At 69.5% G+C, this 19312-nt stretch carries 13 protein-coding genes; 9 read left to right on the forward strand and 4 right to left on the reverse strand.

What is annotated here, in order from left to right; translation table 11 throughout:
- Positions 1 to 15 precede the first annotated feature (15 nt).
- The 4 genes from HII28_RS13995 (at position 16) to HII28_RS14010 (ending at position 7536) form a co-directional block, all read left to right on the forward strand.
- Positions 16 to 999 (forward strand): Gfo/Idh/MocA family oxidoreductase, encoded by a 984-nt coding sequence (locus HII28_RS13995; RefSeq protein WP_170026227.1) that lies wholly within the window; start codon positions 16 to 18, stop codon positions 997 to 999.
- A gap of 82 nt (positions 1000 to 1081) precedes the next feature.
- The gene (locus HII28_RS20320; protein WP_240977979.1) at positions 1082 to 5635 is read left to right on the forward strand and encodes a D-alanyl-D-alanine carboxypeptidase; all 4554 of its coding nucleotides are present in this window, start codon (positions 1082 to 1084) and stop codon (positions 5633 to 5635) included.
- Between the two features lie 258 nt (positions 5636 to 5893).
- Complete coding sequence (locus HII28_RS14005; protein WP_170026228.1) at positions 5894 to 6271, forward strand: YciI family protein; 378 nt, start codon at positions 5894 to 5896, stop codon at positions 6269 to 6271.
- A complete protein-coding gene (locus tag HII28_RS14010) occupies positions 6253 to 7536 on the forward strand; it encodes a DUF6596 domain-containing protein (protein WP_205864940.1) in 1284 nt (427 codons plus the stop codon). The genes HII28_RS14005 and HII28_RS14010 overlap by 19 nt, the downstream gene beginning before the upstream one ends.
- A gap of 25 nt (positions 7537 to 7561) precedes the next feature.
- Here HII28_RS14010 and HII28_RS14015 read toward each other — a convergent pair whose 3' ends face one another.
- On the reverse strand, positions 7562 to 7909 hold the full coding sequence (locus HII28_RS14015) for a phosphomannose isomerase type II C-terminal cupin domain (protein WP_170026229.1): 348 nt from the start codon (positions 7907 to 7909) through the stop codon (positions 7562 to 7564).
- Positions 7910 to 8071: 162 nt separating this feature from the next.
- Between HII28_RS14015 and HII28_RS14020 the strand changes: the two genes are divergently transcribed.
- The 3 genes from HII28_RS14020 (at position 8072) to HII28_RS14030 (ending at position 11262) form a co-directional block, all read left to right on the forward strand.
- Positions 8072 to 9031, forward strand: a complete 960-nt coding sequence (locus HII28_RS14020) for a CHAD domain-containing protein (RefSeq protein WP_170026230.1) — start codon at positions 8072 to 8074, stop codon at positions 9029 to 9031.
- Positions 9032 to 9097: 66 nt separating this feature from the next.
- Positions 9098 to 10297, forward strand: a complete 1200-nt coding sequence (locus tag HII28_RS14025) for a thiolase family protein (protein ID WP_170026231.1) — start codon at positions 9098 to 9100, stop codon at positions 10295 to 10297.
- Positions 10298 to 10476: 179 nt separating this feature from the next.
- Entirely contained in the window at positions 10477 to 11262 is a 786-nt protein-coding gene (locus HII28_RS14030; protein WP_170026232.1) for an SDR family NAD(P)-dependent oxidoreductase, read from the forward strand.
- Positions 11263 to 11346: 84 nt separating this feature from the next.
- Here the strand turns inward: HII28_RS14030 and HII28_RS14035 are convergent, their stop codons facing one another.
- Entirely contained in the window at positions 11347 to 12798 is a 1452-nt protein-coding gene (locus HII28_RS14035; RefSeq protein WP_170026233.1) for a helix-turn-helix domain-containing protein, read from the reverse strand.
- Positions 12799 to 12945: 147 nt separating this feature from the next.
- On the opposite strand from HII28_RS14035, the gene HII28_RS14040 reads away from it, so the two are divergent.
- Positions 12946 to 14931, forward strand: a complete 1986-nt coding sequence (locus HII28_RS14040; protein ID WP_170026234.1) for a phosphoenolpyruvate carboxykinase (GTP) — start codon at positions 12946 to 12948, stop codon at positions 14929 to 14931.
- 28 nt (positions 14932 to 14959) lie between these two features.
- Here HII28_RS14040 and HII28_RS14045 read toward each other — a convergent pair whose 3' ends face one another.
- Positions 14960 to 16996, reverse strand: coding sequence for an ABC transporter ATP-binding protein (locus HII28_RS14045; protein WP_170026235.1), 2037 nt, complete (start codon positions 16994 to 16996; stop codon positions 14960 to 14962).
- A 172-nt stretch (positions 16997 to 17168) separates the two neighbouring features.
- On the opposite strand from HII28_RS14045, the gene HII28_RS14050 reads away from it, so the two are divergent.
- On the forward strand, positions 17169 to 18377 hold the full coding sequence (locus tag HII28_RS14050; RefSeq protein ID WP_170026236.1) for an ROK family protein: 1209 nt from the start codon (positions 17169 to 17171) through the stop codon (positions 18375 to 18377).
- A gap of 45 nt (positions 18378 to 18422) precedes the next feature.
- Here the strand turns inward: HII28_RS14050 and HII28_RS14055 are convergent, their stop codons facing one another.
- Positions 18423 to 19310, reverse strand: a complete 888-nt coding sequence (locus HII28_RS14055; RefSeq protein ID WP_170026237.1) for a PIG-L family deacetylase — start codon at positions 19308 to 19310, stop codon at positions 18423 to 18425.
- Between the last annotated feature and the right edge of the window lie 2 nt (positions 19311 to 19312).

Consider the following 19312-nt stretch of genomic DNA (forward strand, 5'->3'; position numbering starts at 1 on the left):
GAAAACGGGGGAGCGATGAGCGACATCCGGTGGGGCATTCTGGGCACAGGCGGCATCGCGCACACGTTCGCCAAAGACCTCATCGACGACGGGCACGAGCTCGTCGCGGTCGGGTCGAGGGTGCAGGAGACGGCGGATGCCTTCGCGGACGAGTTCGGCATCCCGACGGCGCATCCGAGCTACGAGGAGTTGGTCTCCGACGACGATGTGGACGTCGTGTACGTGGCGAGCATTCATCCGGAGCACGCAGCGCATGCCGAGCTGGCACTCTCCGCGGGCAAGCACGTGCTGGTCGAGAAGCCGTTCACGTTGAACGCGGCGCAGGCGAGACGCATCGTCGAACTGGCTGCGGACCGCAACCTGCTGATCATGGAGGCGATGTGGACCCGCTTCCTGCCGCACGTGGAGCGCATCCGCCAGATCATCGCGGGCGGCCGGCTCGGGGTGCTCCGCGAGTTCGCCGCCGACCACCTGCAGCTGCTGCCGGCGGATCCGAGGCATCGCATCAACGCGATCGAGCTCGGCGGTGGCGCGCTGCTCGACCTCGGCATCTATCCGCTCTCCTTCGCATCGATGCTCTTCGGTGCGCCCGAGTCGGTGCACGCATCCGCCCGATTCACTGCAACGGGAGCGGATGCCGCCACCGACGTCGTGCTCGGCTATGGGGACCGCGCGCTCGCGGTCGCGCGTTGCGCCAGTGACGTGCGCGGCACGAACACGGCAACGATCATCGGGACGGACGCGCGCATCGAGATCGACTCCGTCTGGTACGCACCGACGAACTTCCGCGTCGTCACCCCGCAGGGCGAGGTCATCGAGGAGTACAAGACGCGCATCATCGGCCAGGGGATGCAGTTCCAGGCACGTGAGGTGGAGCGGCTCATCGAGTCCGGTCTCACCGCCAGCAACGTGATGCCGCCGGCCGAGTCGATCGCGATCATGCGCACGCTGGACGACGTGCGAGAGCGGATCGGACTGGTCTACCCGCAGGAGCGCTGAACTCCACCCGCAGGAGCGCTGATCGGAATCGGATGACGAACAGTGGCGCACTCTCACAGGGTGCGTTACTACACTCGACCGAATGCACGACGACTCCCCCCAGTCGCGCCGTGGCGGTCGTCCCGACGACTCCACCGACTCGCCCTTCGACGCGCTCGGCCTGAGCGCGCTGTTCGGCGACCCCACGAGGGAGAACCCCGTGGTGGATGGCCCCGCCGCGCAACACACGTATCCGGCAGTACCCGAGCCGACACCGCCTTCGGTGCCCGCGCCGTCGGCGGCAGCCTTCTCGTGGTTCGACGAGGAACCGCAGGCGCCGGGGGCGAGCCCGTTCGGCTCGACTCCGTCGTACGTGCCGGCAGCGCCGGCCGAGCAGACACCCGTCCCGCCTGCTGCAGCGGCTCCGCCGGTGCCGCCCAGGGAGGGTGGAACGGCGTTCGCGGACACGATCTCCTCGCATCCGCCCGCGCATCTGTTCCCATGGCGCCCAGCGCCTCAGCCGCAGCCGGCACCCCAGGCGGCGCCCGTTCAGCAGCAGCCGTTCGTCGAGCGGCAGTCCGCAGCCGCGCCGACCGAGAGCCAGCAGCTTCCCGCGCAGCAGCAGCTCGCGGTCGCGGACCTCATGAACTCGCCGCAGTGGACGCCGCCGGTTCCGCCTGTTGTGCAGTCCTCGACTCAGCCCGCCGCCCAGGAGTGGGCGCAGTCGACCCCGCAGGACTGGACCGAGCCGGCGGCTCAGGACTGGGCGCGACCCTCGTCGTCGCCGACCTCTGTTGAGCCCACGGCGCAGAACTGGACCGAGTCCGCCGACCAGGGCTGGGCGCAACCTGCCGCACAGGACTGGGCCCAACCTGCCGCGCCGGTATGGACGCCGCCTGCCGCATCCGTGCCGGTGGAAACGTCCTGGGTACCGCCGGTGCTCGGCAGGTTCCCGGCCGCGCCAGCCGAGGCGCAGGCGCCGGCCCAGTCGTCGCCCGGTCAGGCGTGGTCCGGATCGGACTCGTCCGCGCAGACCTCACCCGGGTATCCGTCGTGGTCGCAGCCCGTCGCTGACCCTCGTGTCGCGTTCACCCGGCCGTCTGCGTCCGCGCTTCCTTCGGAACCTGCACCGGCGACACCGATCGACGCTTCGGGGGATGCCTGGCGCCCACCAACGGACTTCGCGTCGGCCCAGCCGACGGAGAACCCGGCGCAGAATGTGTTCGACCGCACCGCTCTCCTCGGCATCGTGCCGCCCGCGAACGAGCCTGCGACGTCTGTGTTCCCGCGTGCCGAACGGGCTTCGACGCAGGATCCCGGCGGCGATCCGAACACGACACCGTCCGTATGGTCGACGCAACCGTTCGGTGGCGACGCCACGGGATTCTCGGACGGCCCGGATCCGCTGACCGGCGGGCTCGGCGCACTGTTCGGCGGGTTGTCGCAGGATCAAGACGACGCGAGGCGTCCGTCCGACGAATTCGAACCGGATGCGGAGCAGCCGCAGGAGCTGTGGATGCGTCCGCGCTGGGATCAGCCGCGCACCGTGGAGGAGCCCGACGCATTCGAGGTGCCGACGGATTTCGATCCGACCGAGGTGACGGCATCGGGTTCGCTTGTCGGGCTGGCTCATCCCTCATGGCTCGGCGAGGAGCCGCAGACGGTCGACCCGCTCGGCGCCAAGCCGGTCCACGGCGAGCCTGAGTGGCAGGACGCGGACGATCGAGCGGATCGGCCGGCCGGCGCACCCTCGGAGCTTCCGTGGCTGTCGAGCGACACGGCCGCTGTGGCCATCGCCTCGTCGGCACGGCCTTCCTCGTTCTCATGGTTCGACGCGGATGCGGCCGACCAAGGGACCGCCCGGCCGCACGCGTCCACCGAAGACGGGGTCGGCGTTGATGCCCGTGACTCGGCTGCCGTCGAGCCCGATGCCTGGGGCGCCGCTGCAGTGGACGACGCCGGCCAGGACGCCGGCACCCTGTCCGGCGGCTTCACGCCGTTCGTTTCCGAGCCTGCACCGTTCGTCCTTCCGCCGGCCGCGCCGTCGCCCGGCGCCCCGCAGTTCGATGCTCAGCCATACGGCGCCGTGCCCCTCTCCACTCAGCCGTTCGGAGCGCCACCGGTCGCGGATCCGGCCGTTCCTGGGGACGTGCGTGAGCCGGACTGGCCGTTCGCGCCGGAGGCGAATCCGGGCATCGCGCCCGAGACCAACGTCGACGCTGCGCCGGTCCCGACGGCGGACGCCGACGGATCGTCGGGGGATGCCTGGCTCAAGTCGGCGACGGCACTTCTGTTCGGCGCAGACGCGGCCGGGCTCTCACCCACGCCCGCACAAGCTGCAGCAACGGAACCTGCAGTCGAGTCGGTGACCGGTGTTCCCTTCGACGGATACGCGGATCGTGCCGACGAGGCATCCACGTTTGCGCGGGGCACCGCAGACCCCGTGCCTGCGTGGCCGTTCGCTGCGTTCGACGACGAATCGGCGCCCAGCACGGCCTTCGCCGCCGAGGCGGACGTCCCGACCAGGGCGTTCGATCCGGCAGCCGAGGCGCAGACGACGGCGTTCCCCTCCTGGGACGACGGCGCGACGGCGGCCTTCCAGCCGGCCGACGATGTCGCAACGACCGCCGTCGACCGGCCATGGGATCCCTTCGACACTGCGGACGAGGACGATTTCGAGGCCCGCGAGGACACTGCCGCGTTCGGCGCGGCGGACGCCCAGACAACAGCATTCGGTGCCGGCGGTTTCGGCACGGCTGCATACGGTGTCGGCGGTTTCGGCACGGCTGCATACGGTGCCGGCTCGACCGGAGCGTCCGCTGCAGGTGCCCCTTACGGCGCGACGGCTGCCGGAGCCGGTGCATCAGCGCAGGGTGCCGCGTGGGCGACGGCCGCGGCAGGTGTGTTCGGAGCGAACGCGGCATCCGCATCGTCGCAGCCCCTTCGTGCCCGCGACCTTGCGGCGCAGGAGGCGTCAGGAGCGGATGACGGGTTCGGCGGTTCTGCAGCGTTCGGCGCCTCTGGCGGCGGTTCCGGCCAGGGCAACGCGAGCGGTGGCGGAAACGGTGGATCCGGCGGGTCCGGTGGATCCGGCGGCGCGGGCCGATCCGGCGGCAACGGCTCTGGAGGCAACGGTTCTGGAGGCAACGGTTCCGGCCGCGGCGGTCCGGGGCGTGGTGGTTCCGGCCGTGGCGGCTCGGGCGGCGGACCCGGTCAGTTCTTCAACGGCGTCCTGACCTGGATAAGGCGCAACCCTCGCACGTCGCTGATCGCCGGCATCGTCATCGGGGTCGTCATTCTCGGTGCACTGTCGTTCGGCATCGGTGCTGCGACCTCGCCGGCGAGTGCGCTCGGTGCCGGTCCGTCCGCAAGCCCGAGCGCGACGCCGACGGCCACGGCGACGACTCGGCCGGCACCGACGGCATCCGCTGCGGCGAGCAAGATCCGCACGTGCTCCGTCGACTCGTACGCGTCGGCATCCGGGTTCGGAACGCTCGAGGCCCAGGTGGTGAACGCCACGACGGGCGAGGTGCTGTACGACCGAAACGGCTCGAACCCGGCGCCGACCGCGAGCGTGCTGAAGATGCTCACCGCCGCAGCGGCCTTCAGCATCCTGGGACCGGACTACCGCGTGCCGACCACCGTCGTCAAGGGCTCGCAGCCCGGCCAGGTCGTCGTGATCGGCGGAGGGGACGTGACGCTGTCGCGTCTCCCGACCGGACAGAACTCGTTCTACACGAACGCGCCCCACCTCGACGACCTGGCGAATCAGGTGAAGCAGGCGTGGGCATCCGATCCATCGAACGCGGGCCAGCAGATCACCTCGCTCGTCGTGGACACGTCCCTGTACTCCGGCCCCGTGTGGGAGAGCAGTTGGGACGAGCACGAGGAGCGCGTGGTCGAGGGCTCGACGCCGTACATGACCTCGTTCATGGTGGACGGCGACCGCAACGACCCGACGGCGGTGGAGTCGCCGCGCAGCACTGATCCGGTGGGACGCGCCGCGAATGCGCTCGCCGACGATTTGGGCGGCAACATCTCCATCAGCCAGGGGACAGCGCCGGCCGGCGCCAAGCAGCTCGGACAGGTGCTCTCGCAGCCGGTGTCGGCGCTCGCCGAGCAGGCGCTCACCTATTCCGACAACACGATCATGGAGGAGCTCGCCCGTCTGGTCGCCATCAAGGCAGGAACGGGCAACAGCTTCTCGGCGATCAACGCCGGAACGCTCAAGGGTCTGCAGAGCTACGGGATCGACGAGACCGGCCTGTACTTCGCCGACGGTTCCGGCCTGAGTGCGAACAACAAGGTTCCGGCCTCCTATCTCACCCGCTTCCTCGTGAAGGTGCTGAACCGGGAGGGATCGCTCGGGTCGATCTACGACGGAATGCCCGTCGCGGGCAAGACGGGCACGCTCGGTCCGGGTTACGGCCGTTTCGACGGGTCCTTCTCGTCGGCCGCTGTCGGCAGCGTCAACGCCAAGACGGGATGGATCGACACGGCACGTACTCTCGCGGGCGTGATCCACGCGAAGGACGGTACGAACCTCACGTTCGCCATCTACGCACTGAACTATCCGGGCGACGATGCGGCGCTCTCGGCGATCGACAATTTGACGACCGCGTTCTACGAGTGCGGCAACAACCTGTCGAACAACTGATCGAGGCGAGAGCCGATCCACGTCGTCGGAGCGGCGCGCCGCGAACACGCCCGAGGCAGGCGCGACCGCGATTGAACGCGGCATGCCGAGCGGATGCCGTGGCTGCGGCGGCCCCGCGTCTCGCGTGCAGAAATCCGCACTCTCGCGGGGAGGAACGGGCACTTTCGGGGGATGTCTGGCTCGTGTCGATCAGGGGCCCTGTCGGTCGTCATCACTATGAGACGGTCGTGGGTTGCGACCCGGTGAGAGGATGACGAAATGCGGTACGCACTGCTCTTGAACAATCTGGAAGCGCAAGACGCCGACATCAGCGAAGAGGACATGGAGCCGTTCAAGGTCGCGTTCGACGAGTACGGTCGCGCCCTCGAGGCGGCCGGCGTGCTGATAGCAGCGGAGATCCTGCAGCCCGTCGCCGACACCACGCAGGTCACTCTCCGCAACGGCGGGCTCACTATTCAGGACGGACCGTTCATCGATACCAAGGAGCGGTTGGCCGGCGCGTTCGTAATCGATGTGCCCGACCTCGACGCGGCACTCGCCTGGGCGGAGAAGTGCCCTGGCGCGCAGTACGGCGTGATCGAGGTGCGTCCGTCGGCGATCTCCTTCACGGGTGGCCGATGGGTGATGGCGGGCTGACCACCGAAGAGTCGGTGCGGGACGCGCTGGAACGAGTCGTCCGTGAGTCGTACGGACGGATGCTCGCGGTGCTGGCATCCGGATCCCGCGACATCGCCGCTGCCGAAGACGCGTTGCACGATGCGCTCGAGCGGGCGATGGTGACGTGGCCGCGCGACGGGATCCCTGCAAACCCGGCCGGATGGATCGTCGTGACGGCGCGGCACCGGATGCTCGACCGCCTGCGCTCCCCGAGCTCGAAGGCGCTCTCCATCGACGACGAGTCCAGGCGGGAGCCGGCGGCGCCGGTGGACGATCGCGTGGAGCCGGATGAGATCCCCGACCGGCGCCTCGCGCTGCTCTTCGTGTGCGCGCATCCGGCGATCGATCCCTCCGCGCGCACTCCGCTCATGCTGCAGACCGTGCTCGGACTGGACGCTGAGCGCATCGCCGCCGCGTTCGCGCTTCCGACGCCGACCATGGCGCAGCGCCTCGTGCGCGCGAAACGGCGCATCAAGGAGACCGGGGTGCCGTTCGTGGTCCCCGACGCGCGCGTCATGCCGGAGCGGCTTCCGCCGGTGCTGGAGGCGATCTACGGTGCGTATGCGATCGACTGGCCCGTTGTCGCCGGTCGTATCGAGGTCGAATCGCTGAGCGCTGAAGCGCTCGCGCTCGCCGAGGTCGCCGCCGGCCTCATGCCGAACGAGCCGGAGGTGCTGGGTCTGGCCGCGCTGATCTGCTTGTCGCTGGCGCGCGCATCCGCTCGCCTCGACGCAGACGGACGGTTCGTGCCGATCGACGAGCAAGACCCGCAGCTGTGGAACCGCGAGCTGATCGCGAGCGGGGAGCGGCACCTGCTCACGGCGAGCAGACTGGCGATCAGCGGGGCCGGAGACCTGCGCCGGGTCGGACGGTTCCAACTCGAGGCAGCGATCCAGTCCGCGTACGACGATCGTGCGCGCACCGGAGACGTGGATCGTCGGATGCTCGTGACCCTGCACCGCGCGCTGGTGGCCGCCCAGCCCACTCTCGGCGCCAGGGTCGCGCTTGCCGCGGCGATCGGCGAGGCCGACGGCGAGGCAACGGGCCTTGCGGAGCTGGACGCCATCGAGGACCCGGCGCTGACTCGGTTCCAGCCGACGTGGGCGACACGTGCGCACTTGCTGGCCGGTGCGGGACGCAGGGAGGAGGCGGATGCCGCCTACCGACGCGCCATCGACCTCACGGTCGATCCCGTGATGCGCGCGCACCTCGTGCGCCGTCGGGCTCAGGTCGGCGGAGGATGATGGGCTCGCGCCGGCGCCAGCCCCGTCAGGCTCGCCCGAAGTCGTCCTCGAGTCGCACGATGTCGTCTTCACCGAGGTAGTCGCCCAGCTGGACCTCGACGATGACCAGAGGCACGTCCTGATCGTTGACGATGCGATGCGGTTGCCCGACGGCGATGGTGATGGTCTGGCCGAGCTCGGCGGTGACCGTCTCGCCGTCGATGACGGCCGATGCTGTCCCCGCTGCCACGACCGAGACCTCTGCCCGGTGCTCGTGCGTCTGATACGACAGCCGTGAGCGGGGACTCACCTCGATCCGCTTCACCTTGAAGGCGGGGCCCTCATCGAGGATGGTCCAGCTTCCCGACGGACGCTGGTCGGATTCTCCGATCACGCGTGCTCCTTCGGTCCGGTCGACTCGTCAACACTAGGGGCGCGCGGACCCGTCCAGTGCAGGTGTCGCTTTGTCTCCGGCGCGTCCCCGCCAGGCTCCTTGGAAGCCCACCGGGCGAATCCTAGGCTTGCACCACCCGGCAGGGGCGTCCGAGGAGGTGCGATGCCGTCGAGCGACGACGCGGTGATCGATCCAGGACCCCAGGCGGAGACCGCGGGGCCGGTGCCGGAGCGGATCGATCGTGCACTCGTCGCGGATTCGGGCACGGCCGCCGAGGTCCTCCATGCCTGGTGGCTCTCGGAGGTCGGCGACCTCGTCGGGTTCGAGGCGCGGACGCGATCCGGTGAGGTCGACGCGCTGCATCAGGCGAGGGTGCGCGTGCGGGCTTTGCGCAGCGTGGCATCCGTGTATCGCACAGCGTTCGATCGCCGGGCTCGACGCGGGCTCGACGGTCCGCTGGCGGCATACGGCGCCGTGCTCGGCGCAGCGCGCGACGCGGAAGTGCGGGAGCTGGCGCTCGGAGAACTGCGGGACGACGTCCGGCAGGACGATCCGCGTCATGACGATCTCGTCGCCGCTCTCGACGCGCTGTGCAGTGACGCGCGCTCAGAGGCCGACAGCGCGACCCGACGAGTGCTGACACGACTCGACAGCGCGGATCACGCATCCCTCATGCTGCGACTGGCCGCACTGGTCGTCGACGCACCCGTCGGATCCGCTGCGACCGACCCGATGGAGGTCGTGGCTCGCGATGCACTGGGCAGGGCGGCTAAGCGTGTCACGGATCGCGCGGTGATCGCCCTGCGACCGACTGCGACTCTCGAACAGCTGCACGCACTCCGCAAGGCGTCCCGGCGGCTCCGGTACGCCGCAGAGGCTGCCGGATCCTGGGCGGAGCAGCTGTCCCGCGCGGCGGAGGCGGTGCAGAACGCGCTCGGCGACCATCGCGACGGCGTGCTCCTCGCCGGGGAACTGCGGGCGCGGGCCGACAAGGAGAAGTCGGCTGCGGCATCCGCTCTCGAGGACCTCGCCGAGGAGACGGATACCGCTGCGCGCAACTCCCTGTCGGGTTGCGCCGAGCTGATGGCGGCGCTCACCGCGGCGATCGCCGACGTGCGCTGACACGGATTGATCGGCCCGTCCTCCCACCGTGCGCCGGGCCCTGCGCCGCCACCGTAGGCTGGTGCGATGAACGTCGAAGAAGCCGTCATCATCGATGTCGTGCGCACGCCCAGCGGCCGCGGCAAACCTGGGGGTGCCCTCAGCGGCATCCATTCCGTCGATCTGCTGGGTGATCTGCTCGCCGAGCTGGTTCGACGCAACGATCTCGATCCCGGCGTCATCGACGACGTCATCGCGGGATGCGTCGGGCAGGTGGGTCAGCAGTCCTTCAACACTGCGCGCAACGCCGCGCTCGCCGCAGGTTTTCCGGAGCACGTGCCTGGCACCACGCTCGATCGTCAGTGCGGATCCAGCCAGCAGGCCGCCCACTTCGCCGCCCAGGCGATCATGGCGGGTGTGCAGGACGTGGTGATCGCGTGCGGCGTCGAGTCGATGAGCGCGATCCCCATCGGAACCTCCACGATCGGACGGGATCCCTACGGCACGCGCTTCAAGGCTCGCTATTCGGAGGGCCTGGTGAGCCAGGGCGTTTCGGCCGAGCTGATCGCTCAGAAGTGGGGCTTCTCGCGCGACGACCTCGACGAGTTCAGCGCCCGTTCGCACCGCCTGGCGGCGGAGGCGACGCAAGCCGGAGAGTTCGAACGCGAGCTCGTGCCTGTTCAGGTGACGGATGCGGACGGCGCCCAGCGCGTCGTCGCGGCCGACGAGACGGTCCGTGCGACCACCACCGTGGAGGGTCTGGCCGGACTGAACCCGTCGTTCCGCACCGATGCCCTCGCCGATCGCTTCCCGGAGCTCGAGTGGAAGATCACGCCGGGCAACTCGTCGCCGCTGACCGACGGCGCATCCGCCGCGCTGATCATGAGCGCCCGCCGCGCCGAGCAGCTCGGGCTGACCCCGCGCGCTCGGTTCCACTCCTTCACCGTGACGGGCAGCGATCCGCTGTACATGCTCACCGGGATCATGCCTGCAACGGCGCGGATCCTGAAGCAGACCGGCCTGAACCTCGACGACATCGACGCGTACGAGGTGAACGAGGCCTTCGCCTCCGTGCCGCTGGCGTGGCTGCGCGAGCTCGACGCGGATCCGGATCGCCTCAACGCCGACGGCGGGGCGATCGCGCTCGGGCATCCGCTGGGCGCGAGCGGCACGCGCCTTCTGGGCACCCTGCTCGCCCGGCTGGAGCACACGGGTGGTCGCTACGGGCTGCAGACCATGTGCGAGGGCGGCGGAATGGCCAACGCCACCATCATCGAGCGGCTCTGAGTCGTCGTGCGCGCCGTTGACCCGCCGGCCGAGACGAGCGTCGGCGCTGGCATCGCGGTGGAGGCCGGAAAATGCCTCCACTCCTAGCTCGAGCTCCCCGGCCCGGCGCGCCGCAGTCGGCCGAGTACATGGCGTACGACTCGCTCGCCCAACGGTACAGAAGCTACAACGGAGGACATATGCAGATTCAGGAATGCAGTGCGATCGTCACCGGCGGCGCATCGGGACTCGGTAACGGTACGGCGAGAGTGCTCGCGGAGGCGGGCGCCAAGGTTGTGATCGTCGACCTGCCGTCCTCCCGTGGCGAGGAGGCGGCCGCGGAACTCGGCGGCGTCTTCGCGCCCGCCGACGTGACCGATGCCGCTCAGGTGCAGGCCGCCGTGGACGCCGCGCAGGCGCTCGCGCCGCTTCGCATCACGGTCAACTGCGCCGGCATCGCGACTGCTGGAAGGACCGTCGGACGCGAAGGGCCCCTCGGCCTGGATGGATTCGAGCGCACGATCCGCATCAACCTCATCGGCACGTTCAACGTGATCCGGTTGGCTGCGGCAGCAATGTCCGCGAACGAGCCCGTCGAGGCGCAGTCGCTGTCCGGCGTCCCGGCGACGCGGGAGCGCGGGGTCATCGTGAGCACGGCATCCGTCGCCGCCTTCGACGGACAGATCGGCCAGGCCGCGTACTCGGCATCCAAAGGCGGAGTCGCAGCGATGACCCTGCCGGTCGCGCGGGACCTCTCGAAACTGTTGATCAGGGTGATGACGATCGCGCCGGGCATCATGCAGACACCGATGATGGCGGGCATGCCCGAGGACGTGCAGCGGTCGCTCGAAGAGCAGATCCCGCATCCATCCCGCATGGGGACTCCCGCCGAATATGCGGCGCTCGTGCGGCACATCGTGGAGAACCCGCTGCTGAACGGCGAAGTGATCCGGCTCGACGGCGCGATCCGCATGCAGCCGAAGTAGCGCACTGGAGCGGGGAGCGAAGGCCTGGTCGGCCTTCGTCGCAAGGCCGGCGCCGAGCGCGCTATGCCGATGCTTCCCAGCGCGCTATTCGCCCAGCGGACCCGAGTGGGCGTCGAGGAACGCGTACAGCTCGGCATCGTCCACGCCGGGGAACGCGCCGGTGGGCAGCGGGGACAGGATGTGCGAGTGCAGCCTCGCGCTCGGCCACGCCTTCTCCGCCCACGACGTCTCGAGCGAGGCGTCGGCGATCCGACAGCATGACGGATCCGGACACGTCGACACCGCGCGCACCGTGGTCTCCCTGCCGCGGAACCACTTGGCATCCGCGAACGGGACGCCCGCCGTGATCGTGAAGCTGCCGTCGTCGCCGCGTCCGGTCTGAGTCGCGCACCAATAGGTGCCGGCGGGGGTGTCCGTGTACTGATAGAGCTCGGTGGTGCGGTTCGTCTGCGTGAACGCGTCCCTCGCACTCCACTTCTTGCAGACCAGCTGGCCCTCGATGGCGCCCGTCACGTCGGTGGGCAGCGGCAGACCGTCGTTCTCGTAGCCTTTGTAGAGGGCGCCGTCCTCGCCGACGCGCAGGAAGTGCATCCGGATGCCGAGGTGCACCGTGATGAGGTTGGTGAGCCTGAGAGATGCCGCCTCGTGTGTGACGCCGAACGCGTCGCGGAAGTCTTCCACCGCGAGATCCCGATCCCTCTTCGCCTCCTGCAGGAAGGCGACCGCCGCGTTCTGCGGCATGAGGCAGCACGCGGCGAAGTAGTTGATCTCCAGGCGCTGGCGTAGGAACTCCGCGTAACTCGTGGGTTTCTCGTGCCCGAGCACGCGGTGTGCGAGCGCCTGCAGCGCCATGGACCGCAGCCCATGGCCACCCGGGATGGACGCGGGCGGAAGGTAGATGCGTCCGTTCTCGAGATCGGTGATGGACCGCGTCGAGTTCGGCAGGTCGTCCACGTAGACGAGCTGGAACCCGAGGCGCTTGGCCATCACGCTCACCTCGCGGTGAGTGAGGGCGCCGGAGACGTGACCGGACGCCTTCACCTGCTCCTCGGCCACCGCCTCGATCTCGGGCACGTAGTTGTCGCGGCCGCGCATCTGCTCGCGAAGCTCCGTGTTGGCGCGCCTGGCCTCCTCGGGCGTCGCGATCGCTTTGCTGGCCTGCCGAGCCAGCTCGCGGTGCAGGCCGACGAGCGCGGCCAACGTCTCGGTCGGCGTGCCCTTCGTCGGGCGCACGTCGGGCAGCCCGAGCGTCGTGTACAAAGCGGACTTCTGCGCCTTGCCGAGCTCGATCTCGTATGCGGTGCGCTCGTCGGGCGGCTCGGCGACGAGCAGGGTCGCGAGGTCGACGCCGATGGCGCCCGCGATCGACTGAAGCGTCGTGAGCTTGGGCTCTCGCTTGCCGTTCTCGATCATCGACAGCTGGCTCTGCGACAGCCCGACCAGCTCGCTGACGCGCTCGAGCGTGAGTCCGTGCTGGGTGCGGAAGTGGCGTATGCGGTGCCCGATCGTGGCGATGTCTGCGGTGTCGGCATCCATTCGTTCACGGTAGCAAAAGAATCGTAATTCTTTCGCGCGGATCCGCCATGTCACGCGCTTGAAGTGCCGTGAGAGTGAAGACAGCACCGCTGACGTGGGCAGGGCGAACTCCCGAAGCGTCGGCGCCGACGACGAGAGTAGGCGAGCATGACCATCACGCAGCGGCCCCGCACGCACCGAATCCCGACGACCGAGAACGCACAGGACTCGACGAAGGCGCAGAGAGCCCGCGTCGCCACCTCCCAGACCACACAGACCAGCCGGGCGGATGCTGAGGGCACCGACGTCCGCCCGGCTTCTTCTTCGAACGCCGGCCATGACGGCACCCTCTGGGCGGTCGGCACCACGGATTCCGCGCTCGCCGAATGGGTGCTCGGCATCGCCGAGCTCACGCAGCCCGATGAGATCGTGTGGTGCGACGGATCCCGCGCCGAGGCCGACCGTCTCTTCAAGCTGCAGGTCGCGTCCGGCCAGCTCATCCGGCTCAATCCCGAGTGGCGGCCAGGCAGCTACCTCGCGCGTACGGATCCGGGCGACGTGGCCAGGGTCGAGGCGCGCACATTCATCTGCTCCGACCGCGAGAGCGATGCCGGCCCCACGAACAACTGGCGCGATCCGGAGTCGATGCGCGTCGAGTTGAACGCGGTCTTCGCGGGCAGCATGCGCGGTCGCACGATGTACGTGGTGCCCTTCTCGATGGGCCCGGTCGGCGGGGCCATCTCGCAACTCGGCGTCGAGCTCACCGATTCGCCCTACGTCGTCGTGTCTATGGGCATCATGACCCGCATGGGGCGTGCTGCGCTCGACCTGATCGAGGCCGGCCGGCCGTGGGTGCGTACTGTGCACAGCGTCGGATACCCGCTGAGGGATGCCGCGGGCAGCCGCCGCAATGACGTCGCGTGGCCGTGCAACGAGACGAAGTACATCGTGCAGTTCCCGCGGGATCGCGAGGTCTGGTCGTACGGATCCGGATACGGCGGAAACGCCCTGCTCGGCAAGAAGTGTTTCGCACTGCGGATCGCCTCGCAGATGGCCAGGGAAGACGGCTGGCTCGCCGAGCACATGCTCATCGTCAAGGTGTTCTCACCGTCCGGACGAACGCATCACATCGCGGCGGCATTCCCGTCGGCGTGCGGCAAGACGAACCTCGCCATGCTGCGCTCCCAGCTGCCTGGATGGCGCGTCGAGACCATCGGCGATGACATCGCGTGGCTGAAGCCGGACTCCACAGGTCGTCTGCGCGCCATCAACCCCGAGCGCGGTTTCTTCGGCGTGGCGCCCGGAACGGGGGAGTCCACGAACCGGTCTGCCGTGGAGACGATGTGGGGCAACACGATCTTCACGAACGTCGCGTTGCGCGACGACGGGGATGTCTGGTGGGAAGGCCTCACGGAGACCCCGCCCGCGCACCTCATCGACTGGCGCGGCGAGGACTGGACGCCGGATTCGGGTCGCACGGCGGCGCATCCGAACTCGCGGTTCACGGTGCCGGCGGAGCAGTGCCCGACCATCGCTGACGACTGGGAGGACGCGGACGGCGTTCCCATCGACGCGATCGTCTTCGGCGGTCGTCGCGCGACCAACGTGCCGCTGGTGCTGCAGGCCAGGGACTGGAAGCACGGCGTGTTCCTCGGTGCAACTGTGGCATCCGAGCAGACAGCGGCCGCTGAGGGGACGGTCGGTGAGCTGCGTCGGGATCCGTTCGCGATGCTGCCGTTCTGCGGCTACAACATGGCGGATCACTGGGCGCACTGGCTCGACATCGGTGAGCGACTCGGATCCGCGGCACCCGCCGTGTTCCAGGTGAACTGGTTCCGCAAGGGGCCGGACGGCTCTTACCTGTGGCCGGGGTTCGCGGAGAACATGAGGGTGCTCGCCTGGATCGCCGAGCGGCTCGAGGGCACAGCTGCTGCCGTCGACGCGCCGGTCGGCAGGGTGCCGGCGCGGGCATCCCTCGATGTCGACGGGCTCGCGCTGGCTCCGGATGCCCTCGACCACCTCTTCGAGATCGACCCGGCGGCATGGCTGGCCGAGTGCGACCTCACGGAGGACTTCTTCGCGCGATTCGGTGGCCGGGTGCCGGCAGCGCTCGGGGCGGAGCTCGCCTCTTTGCGCTACCGGCTGCGGCACTGACGTACCGCTGCATGCGACCAGCGACAGGTCACACCAGCAACTGGTGCTTCGCGAGGTCTCTGTACAGCGGTGTGGTCTCGACGAGCTCGGAGTGCGTGCCGGTACCGATGACGCGCCCCTGATCGATCACCACGATCTGATCCGAGTCGACGACAGTGGAGAGCCTGTGCGCGATGACGATCATCGTGCGGTTCTCCGCAACGGCATCGATCGCCTCGCGCATCAGCTGCTCGTTGCGTCCGTCGAGGCTCGACGTGGACTCGTCAAGCAGCAGGATCGGCGGAGCGGCGAGCAGGGCCCTGGCGATCGCGAGACGCTGGCGTTCGCCGCCGGACAGCATCACGCCGCCCTCGCCCACCGGGGCATCGAGCCCCAGAGCGGTGCGCTCGAGAACCTCGGTGAGGTTGACGGCGTGCAGCACGTCGATGCACTGCTGTTCGGTGGCGTGCGGGGAGGCGAGCGTGAGGTTGTCGCGCAGGGATCCGGCGAGCGCCGGCGCATCCTGCTCCACGTAGCCGATCTGAGCGCGCAGCTTCGTGCGGTCGACGGTGCGGATGTCGAGCCCGCCCATCGAGATGGATCCGCTGTCCGGGTCGTAGAACCGCTCGATCAGGGCGAGGATCGTGCTCTTGCCCGCGCCAGACGGACCGACCAGTGCTGTCCGCTTGCCGCGCTGCGCCGCGAAGCTGACGCCGTGCAACACGCCCGCTTCCGCGATGGCGTCGGATGCCGTCAGCCCACTCACCGACGCGCCTCGCGGCAGTGAGATGGCGACCGTTTCGATGAGCGCTTCCGGAAGCGGCAGGGCGCCTGCAGCGGCACTGTCGTCCGCAGCGCTCCGCATGTCGGAGGCGTTCTCGAGCGCCGTGTCGCCTTCGAGCACGGATTCGGCCTCTGCGGCTCGTGCCGCCCTGGCGGCGACGACCGCGTCCGGGTAGGAGAACCGCACGTCCGTGAACGCGATGGCCGGAGCGCCCGGGTTCACGGCCGCGTTCGCCGGGCCCACGATCACTGCGCGCTGGTCGACGGGAAGATCGTTCGCGTCCTCGCTCGGCAGATCGACGATCTCCTGGATGCGTCCCAGCGCGCCGAGCGCCGAGTTCACCGAGGTGAATGCGCCGAGCGCCTGGCCGAGCGGAAGGATCATCATGAAGAGGAACAGGATGAACGCCACGAGGTTCGCCACGGTGATGGCGCCGCTGGCGACGCGGTATCCGCCGACGCCCAGCACCACCAGGAACGACACCTGCATGGCGATACCCGCAACGGGAACGACGAGAGCCGAGATCTTCGCGACCTTCACGCCCATGCGGTAGGCGGCAGTGGCATCGGTTTCGACGCCGTCGATCTCTCGTTCCGTGGCACCAGAGGCGCGAATGGTGCGCACCGACGTGATCGCACGCTCGACGGATGCCGCCAGGTCGCCGACGCGCTGCTGCGCCTTGGTGCTGGCCACCCGGATGCGCCCGGAGAGCAGCACGACGACCACGATCGAGACCGCGATGACGAGCACGGTGAGTCCGAGGAGCACCGGATCGATGATGAGCATGGCGATCAGTGCGCCGATGAACGTGAGCGCTCCGCCGACCGCTTCGACGAGACCCTGGGTGAGCACCGCGCGCAGCAGGGTCGTGTCGCTGCCGACGCGTGAGACCAGGTCGCCGGTGCGCCGGGCGTCGAACTCGCTGATCGGCAGGTTCAGCATCCGCGCGACCAGCCGCTTGCGCGAGGAGAGCACGACGCTCTCACCCGTGCGCTGCAGCAGGTAGTGCTGGTAGCCCGAGATGAGACCGGACACGATCACGAGCGCGACCAGCGCCCAGACGAGGCCGCCGAGCGTCTCGCCCTTCTGCACGATACCGATCACCTGGCTCACGAGCAGGGGCTGCGCCAGGCTTGCGGCGGCGCCGAGCACGCTCAGCACGATGACGACCGCCATCGTGCCCTTGTGCTCGAAGATGTAGGGGAGCAGCTGTCCGAACGTGGCCCTCGGCCCGTCGTCCTTGGTGGGACGGCCGAACCGGCGGCGGGCGGGCGCGGATGAACTCGGGGCGGATGCACTCATGAGGACTCCATAACAAGGGGGCGCCGAAAGGGTATCAACGCTGGCTGGGCCGGACATCAGACGCGGGTACCGCTGTGTGGACGGATCGCGGCGGCGTCCGGCCGGGCCGACGCAGCGTCCGGTCCGGTCCGTGCTCGGGCAGGATGGACTAACGGCAGACGAAGGGTGCGCGGTGCTCAGCAGCGAACGGGATGGGGTGCCCGCGGCGGATCGTGTGATCGGTACGGGGGCGCTCGGGGCCACTCTGCAGGCTCTCGTCGCCGAGGTGCAGAGGTCAGGTCCGCTCTCACGGGCTGAGCTCGGCGAGAGGCTGGGGCTCCCCACCGCCACGACAGCGCGCGTCGTCGCGCGGCTGATGCGAGAACGCGTGCTGGCGGAGGCAGGCATCCGTCGGAGCGGCAACGGGCGGCCGTCACGGTTGGTGGGGCTGAATCCGGCAGCCGGATCCGCGATCGCCGTCGACGTGGGCGCCAGCCTCGTGACGACCGCGTTCGTGGACGTCGCGGGTGGCATCCGTCAGCTCGACGTGCGCTCTGTCGATCCCGCTTCCTCGCCCGAGCTGCGTGTCGATGTCGTCGTCGACGCGATCGACGAGGCGCTCGCGGTCGCACGCCGCGATGACGAGCGTTGCCTTGCGCTCGGTGTCTCCGTGCCCGCGGGAGGGTCGGCGTCGTTCCCCGACGCTCTGGCGGACCGTCTCGGTGCACGGTTCGAGCTGCCGCTGACCATCCAACGCGATGCCGACCTGCTGGCCATGGCCGAAGCACGCTGGGGCACGGGCAGCCGCGGCCGTGTCGTCGTCGCCCTGGCGTGGAGCTGGGGCGTCGGCGCGGGGGTCGTCGTCGACGGCGACGTGTACCGGGGGTCTGCGGGACGGGCGGGAGACATCGGCAGGCTCCTCGTGGGTTCTGTTCGCGACGAGGTGAAGGGGGCAGGGGCGCAGCGGGGATCAGGTGCTCCTGAGCCGCTCACCCTCGAGCAGCGGATCTCGGTGGCGGCCTTGTCGAGACGGCTTGCGCACATCGAGGGCCGCGGGTTCGATGAGCTCCACGTCGTCGATCTGCTCGCAGGAGCGGCGAACGACGTGGGAGATTCGTCGGCCGGGGTACGTGACCTCCTGGAGTCGATGCTCGACGACGTCGCCGCGGCGATCGCGACTCTGACGCTCGTGCTCGATCCGGACGTCATCGTCTTCGCCGGGGTCGTCGGCAGACGGATCGATGCGTTCGCGCCGCGCCTGATGCCCAGGCTGGAACGGACTCTGCCCGCGGTTCCGCGACTGACGGCATCCGGTCTCGGGCAGACCGCGTGGCTGTCCGCGGCAGGGCTCACCGCCATCGAGTCGGCCGGGCCCCTGCTGGCGGTGCTGCACGGCGGTTGAGCCTGTTTTTCGGACGTCCCTGGCCGTGGCCACGATCTGGATGCCTTACAGGACTCGCGCGAAGTACTCTCGCGAGAACACCCGAAAGTAGAGGGGCCGCGGGATGGTTCCGAGCAGCGGCTGCACGTCCTGCATGACGGCCCTCTGCGTCGCGTGAGCATCGATCGCCGCGAGCTTGCGGCGGGCGGCGCGGGCGATGGACACGCACGTCGTCGGTGTGGGAGGGGTGGCGCCGGCCTCCGCCGACGCGCGTTGGAAGACGGGCGAGAACCGCCGCGCCAGCGACACCTGTCGGGTGGGGAGAGTCGCCTGGAAGAGCCGGAGTCCGTGTCCGGCGGCGCGAGCGCCGAGCACGGCACGTCGTGCTGCGGCCGCCGACGCCACGTGGTCCGGATGTCCATACAGGCCGAGGGCGTCATCCAGCGACACGACGAGCGTCGGACGCCACTCGCGGATGACGCCCTCGAGCTCCTGGACAAGCTCGTCCACGTGAGAGGCGAGGGTGCCGTCGACCCACGTGCCGATGGATACGGATCCCAGTCCGAGGGCTGCCGCCGACCGCCGCAGCTCTTCGTGTCTGATATCGGCGAGCCCGGCAGCACCGATCTGGTCGGCTCCCGTGCGCCCGCGCCACTGCGCCGAGCGACTCGCCTCACCACGAGTGAAGCAGTGCAGGGCCACGGATGCTCCCGAGGCCGCCGCGATGGCGAGGGTGCCGGCCATGACGATCTCATCGTCGGGGTGGGCCGTGACGACGAGCATCCGGTCGCCTTTGCCGGCCAGCGTGCGCAGTCTTCGTGGCGTGAGGTCGTTCACCGTGATCCAGCTCGCAGCGAACAACGCGCACGGCACGGCGATTGTCATCGCTGCAGCGAGTCCGACGCCGATGCGGATTCGCCGGCCCCTTGTCGACACCCCCGAGTCTCTGGACACCT

The sequence above is a fragment of the Planctomonas sp. JC2975 genome (assembly GCF_012985205.1).
Taxonomy (GTDB): domain Bacteria; phylum Actinomycetota; class Actinomycetes; order Actinomycetales; family Microbacteriaceae; genus Humibacter.

What these genes read in the sequence shown, in the direction of transcription:
- HII28_RS14020 (WP_170026230.1), top strand. Translation starts at nt 8,072, where the DNA reads ATGCCGTCGAGCGACGACGCGGTGATCGATCCAGGACCCCAGGCGGAG.
- HII28_RS14045 (WP_170026235.1), bottom strand. Translation starts at nt 16,996, where the DNA reads ATGAGTGCATCCGCCCCGAGTTCATCCGCGCCCGCCCGCCGCCGGTTC.
- HII28_RS14035 (WP_170026233.1), bottom strand. Translation starts at nt 12,798, where the DNA reads ATGGATGCCGACACCGCAGACATCGCCACGATCGGGCACCGCATACGC.
- HII28_RS13995 (WP_170026227.1), top strand. Translation starts at nt 16, where the DNA reads ATGAGCGACATCCGGTGGGGCATTCTGGGCACAGGCGGCATCGCGCAC.
- HII28_RS14010 (WP_205864940.1), top strand. Translation starts at nt 6,253, where the DNA reads ATGGGTGATGGCGGGCTGACCACCGAAGAGTCGGTGCGGGACGCGCTG.
- HII28_RS14025 (WP_170026231.1), top strand. Translation starts at nt 9,098, where the DNA reads ATGAACGTCGAAGAAGCCGTCATCATCGATGTCGTGCGCACGCCCAGC.
- HII28_RS14005 (WP_170026228.1), top strand. Translation starts at nt 5,894, where the DNA reads ATGCGGTACGCACTGCTCTTGAACAATCTGGAAGCGCAAGACGCCGAC.
- HII28_RS14040 (WP_170026234.1), top strand. Translation starts at nt 12,946, where the DNA reads ATGACCATCACGCAGCGGCCCCGCACGCACCGAATCCCGACGACCGAG.
- HII28_RS14030 (WP_170026232.1), top strand. Translation starts at nt 10,477, where the DNA reads ATGCAGATTCAGGAATGCAGTGCGATCGTCACCGGCGGCGCATCGGGA.
- HII28_RS20320 (WP_240977979.1), top strand. Translation starts at nt 1,082, where the DNA reads ATGCACGACGACTCCCCCCAGTCGCGCCGTGGCGGTCGTCCCGACGAC.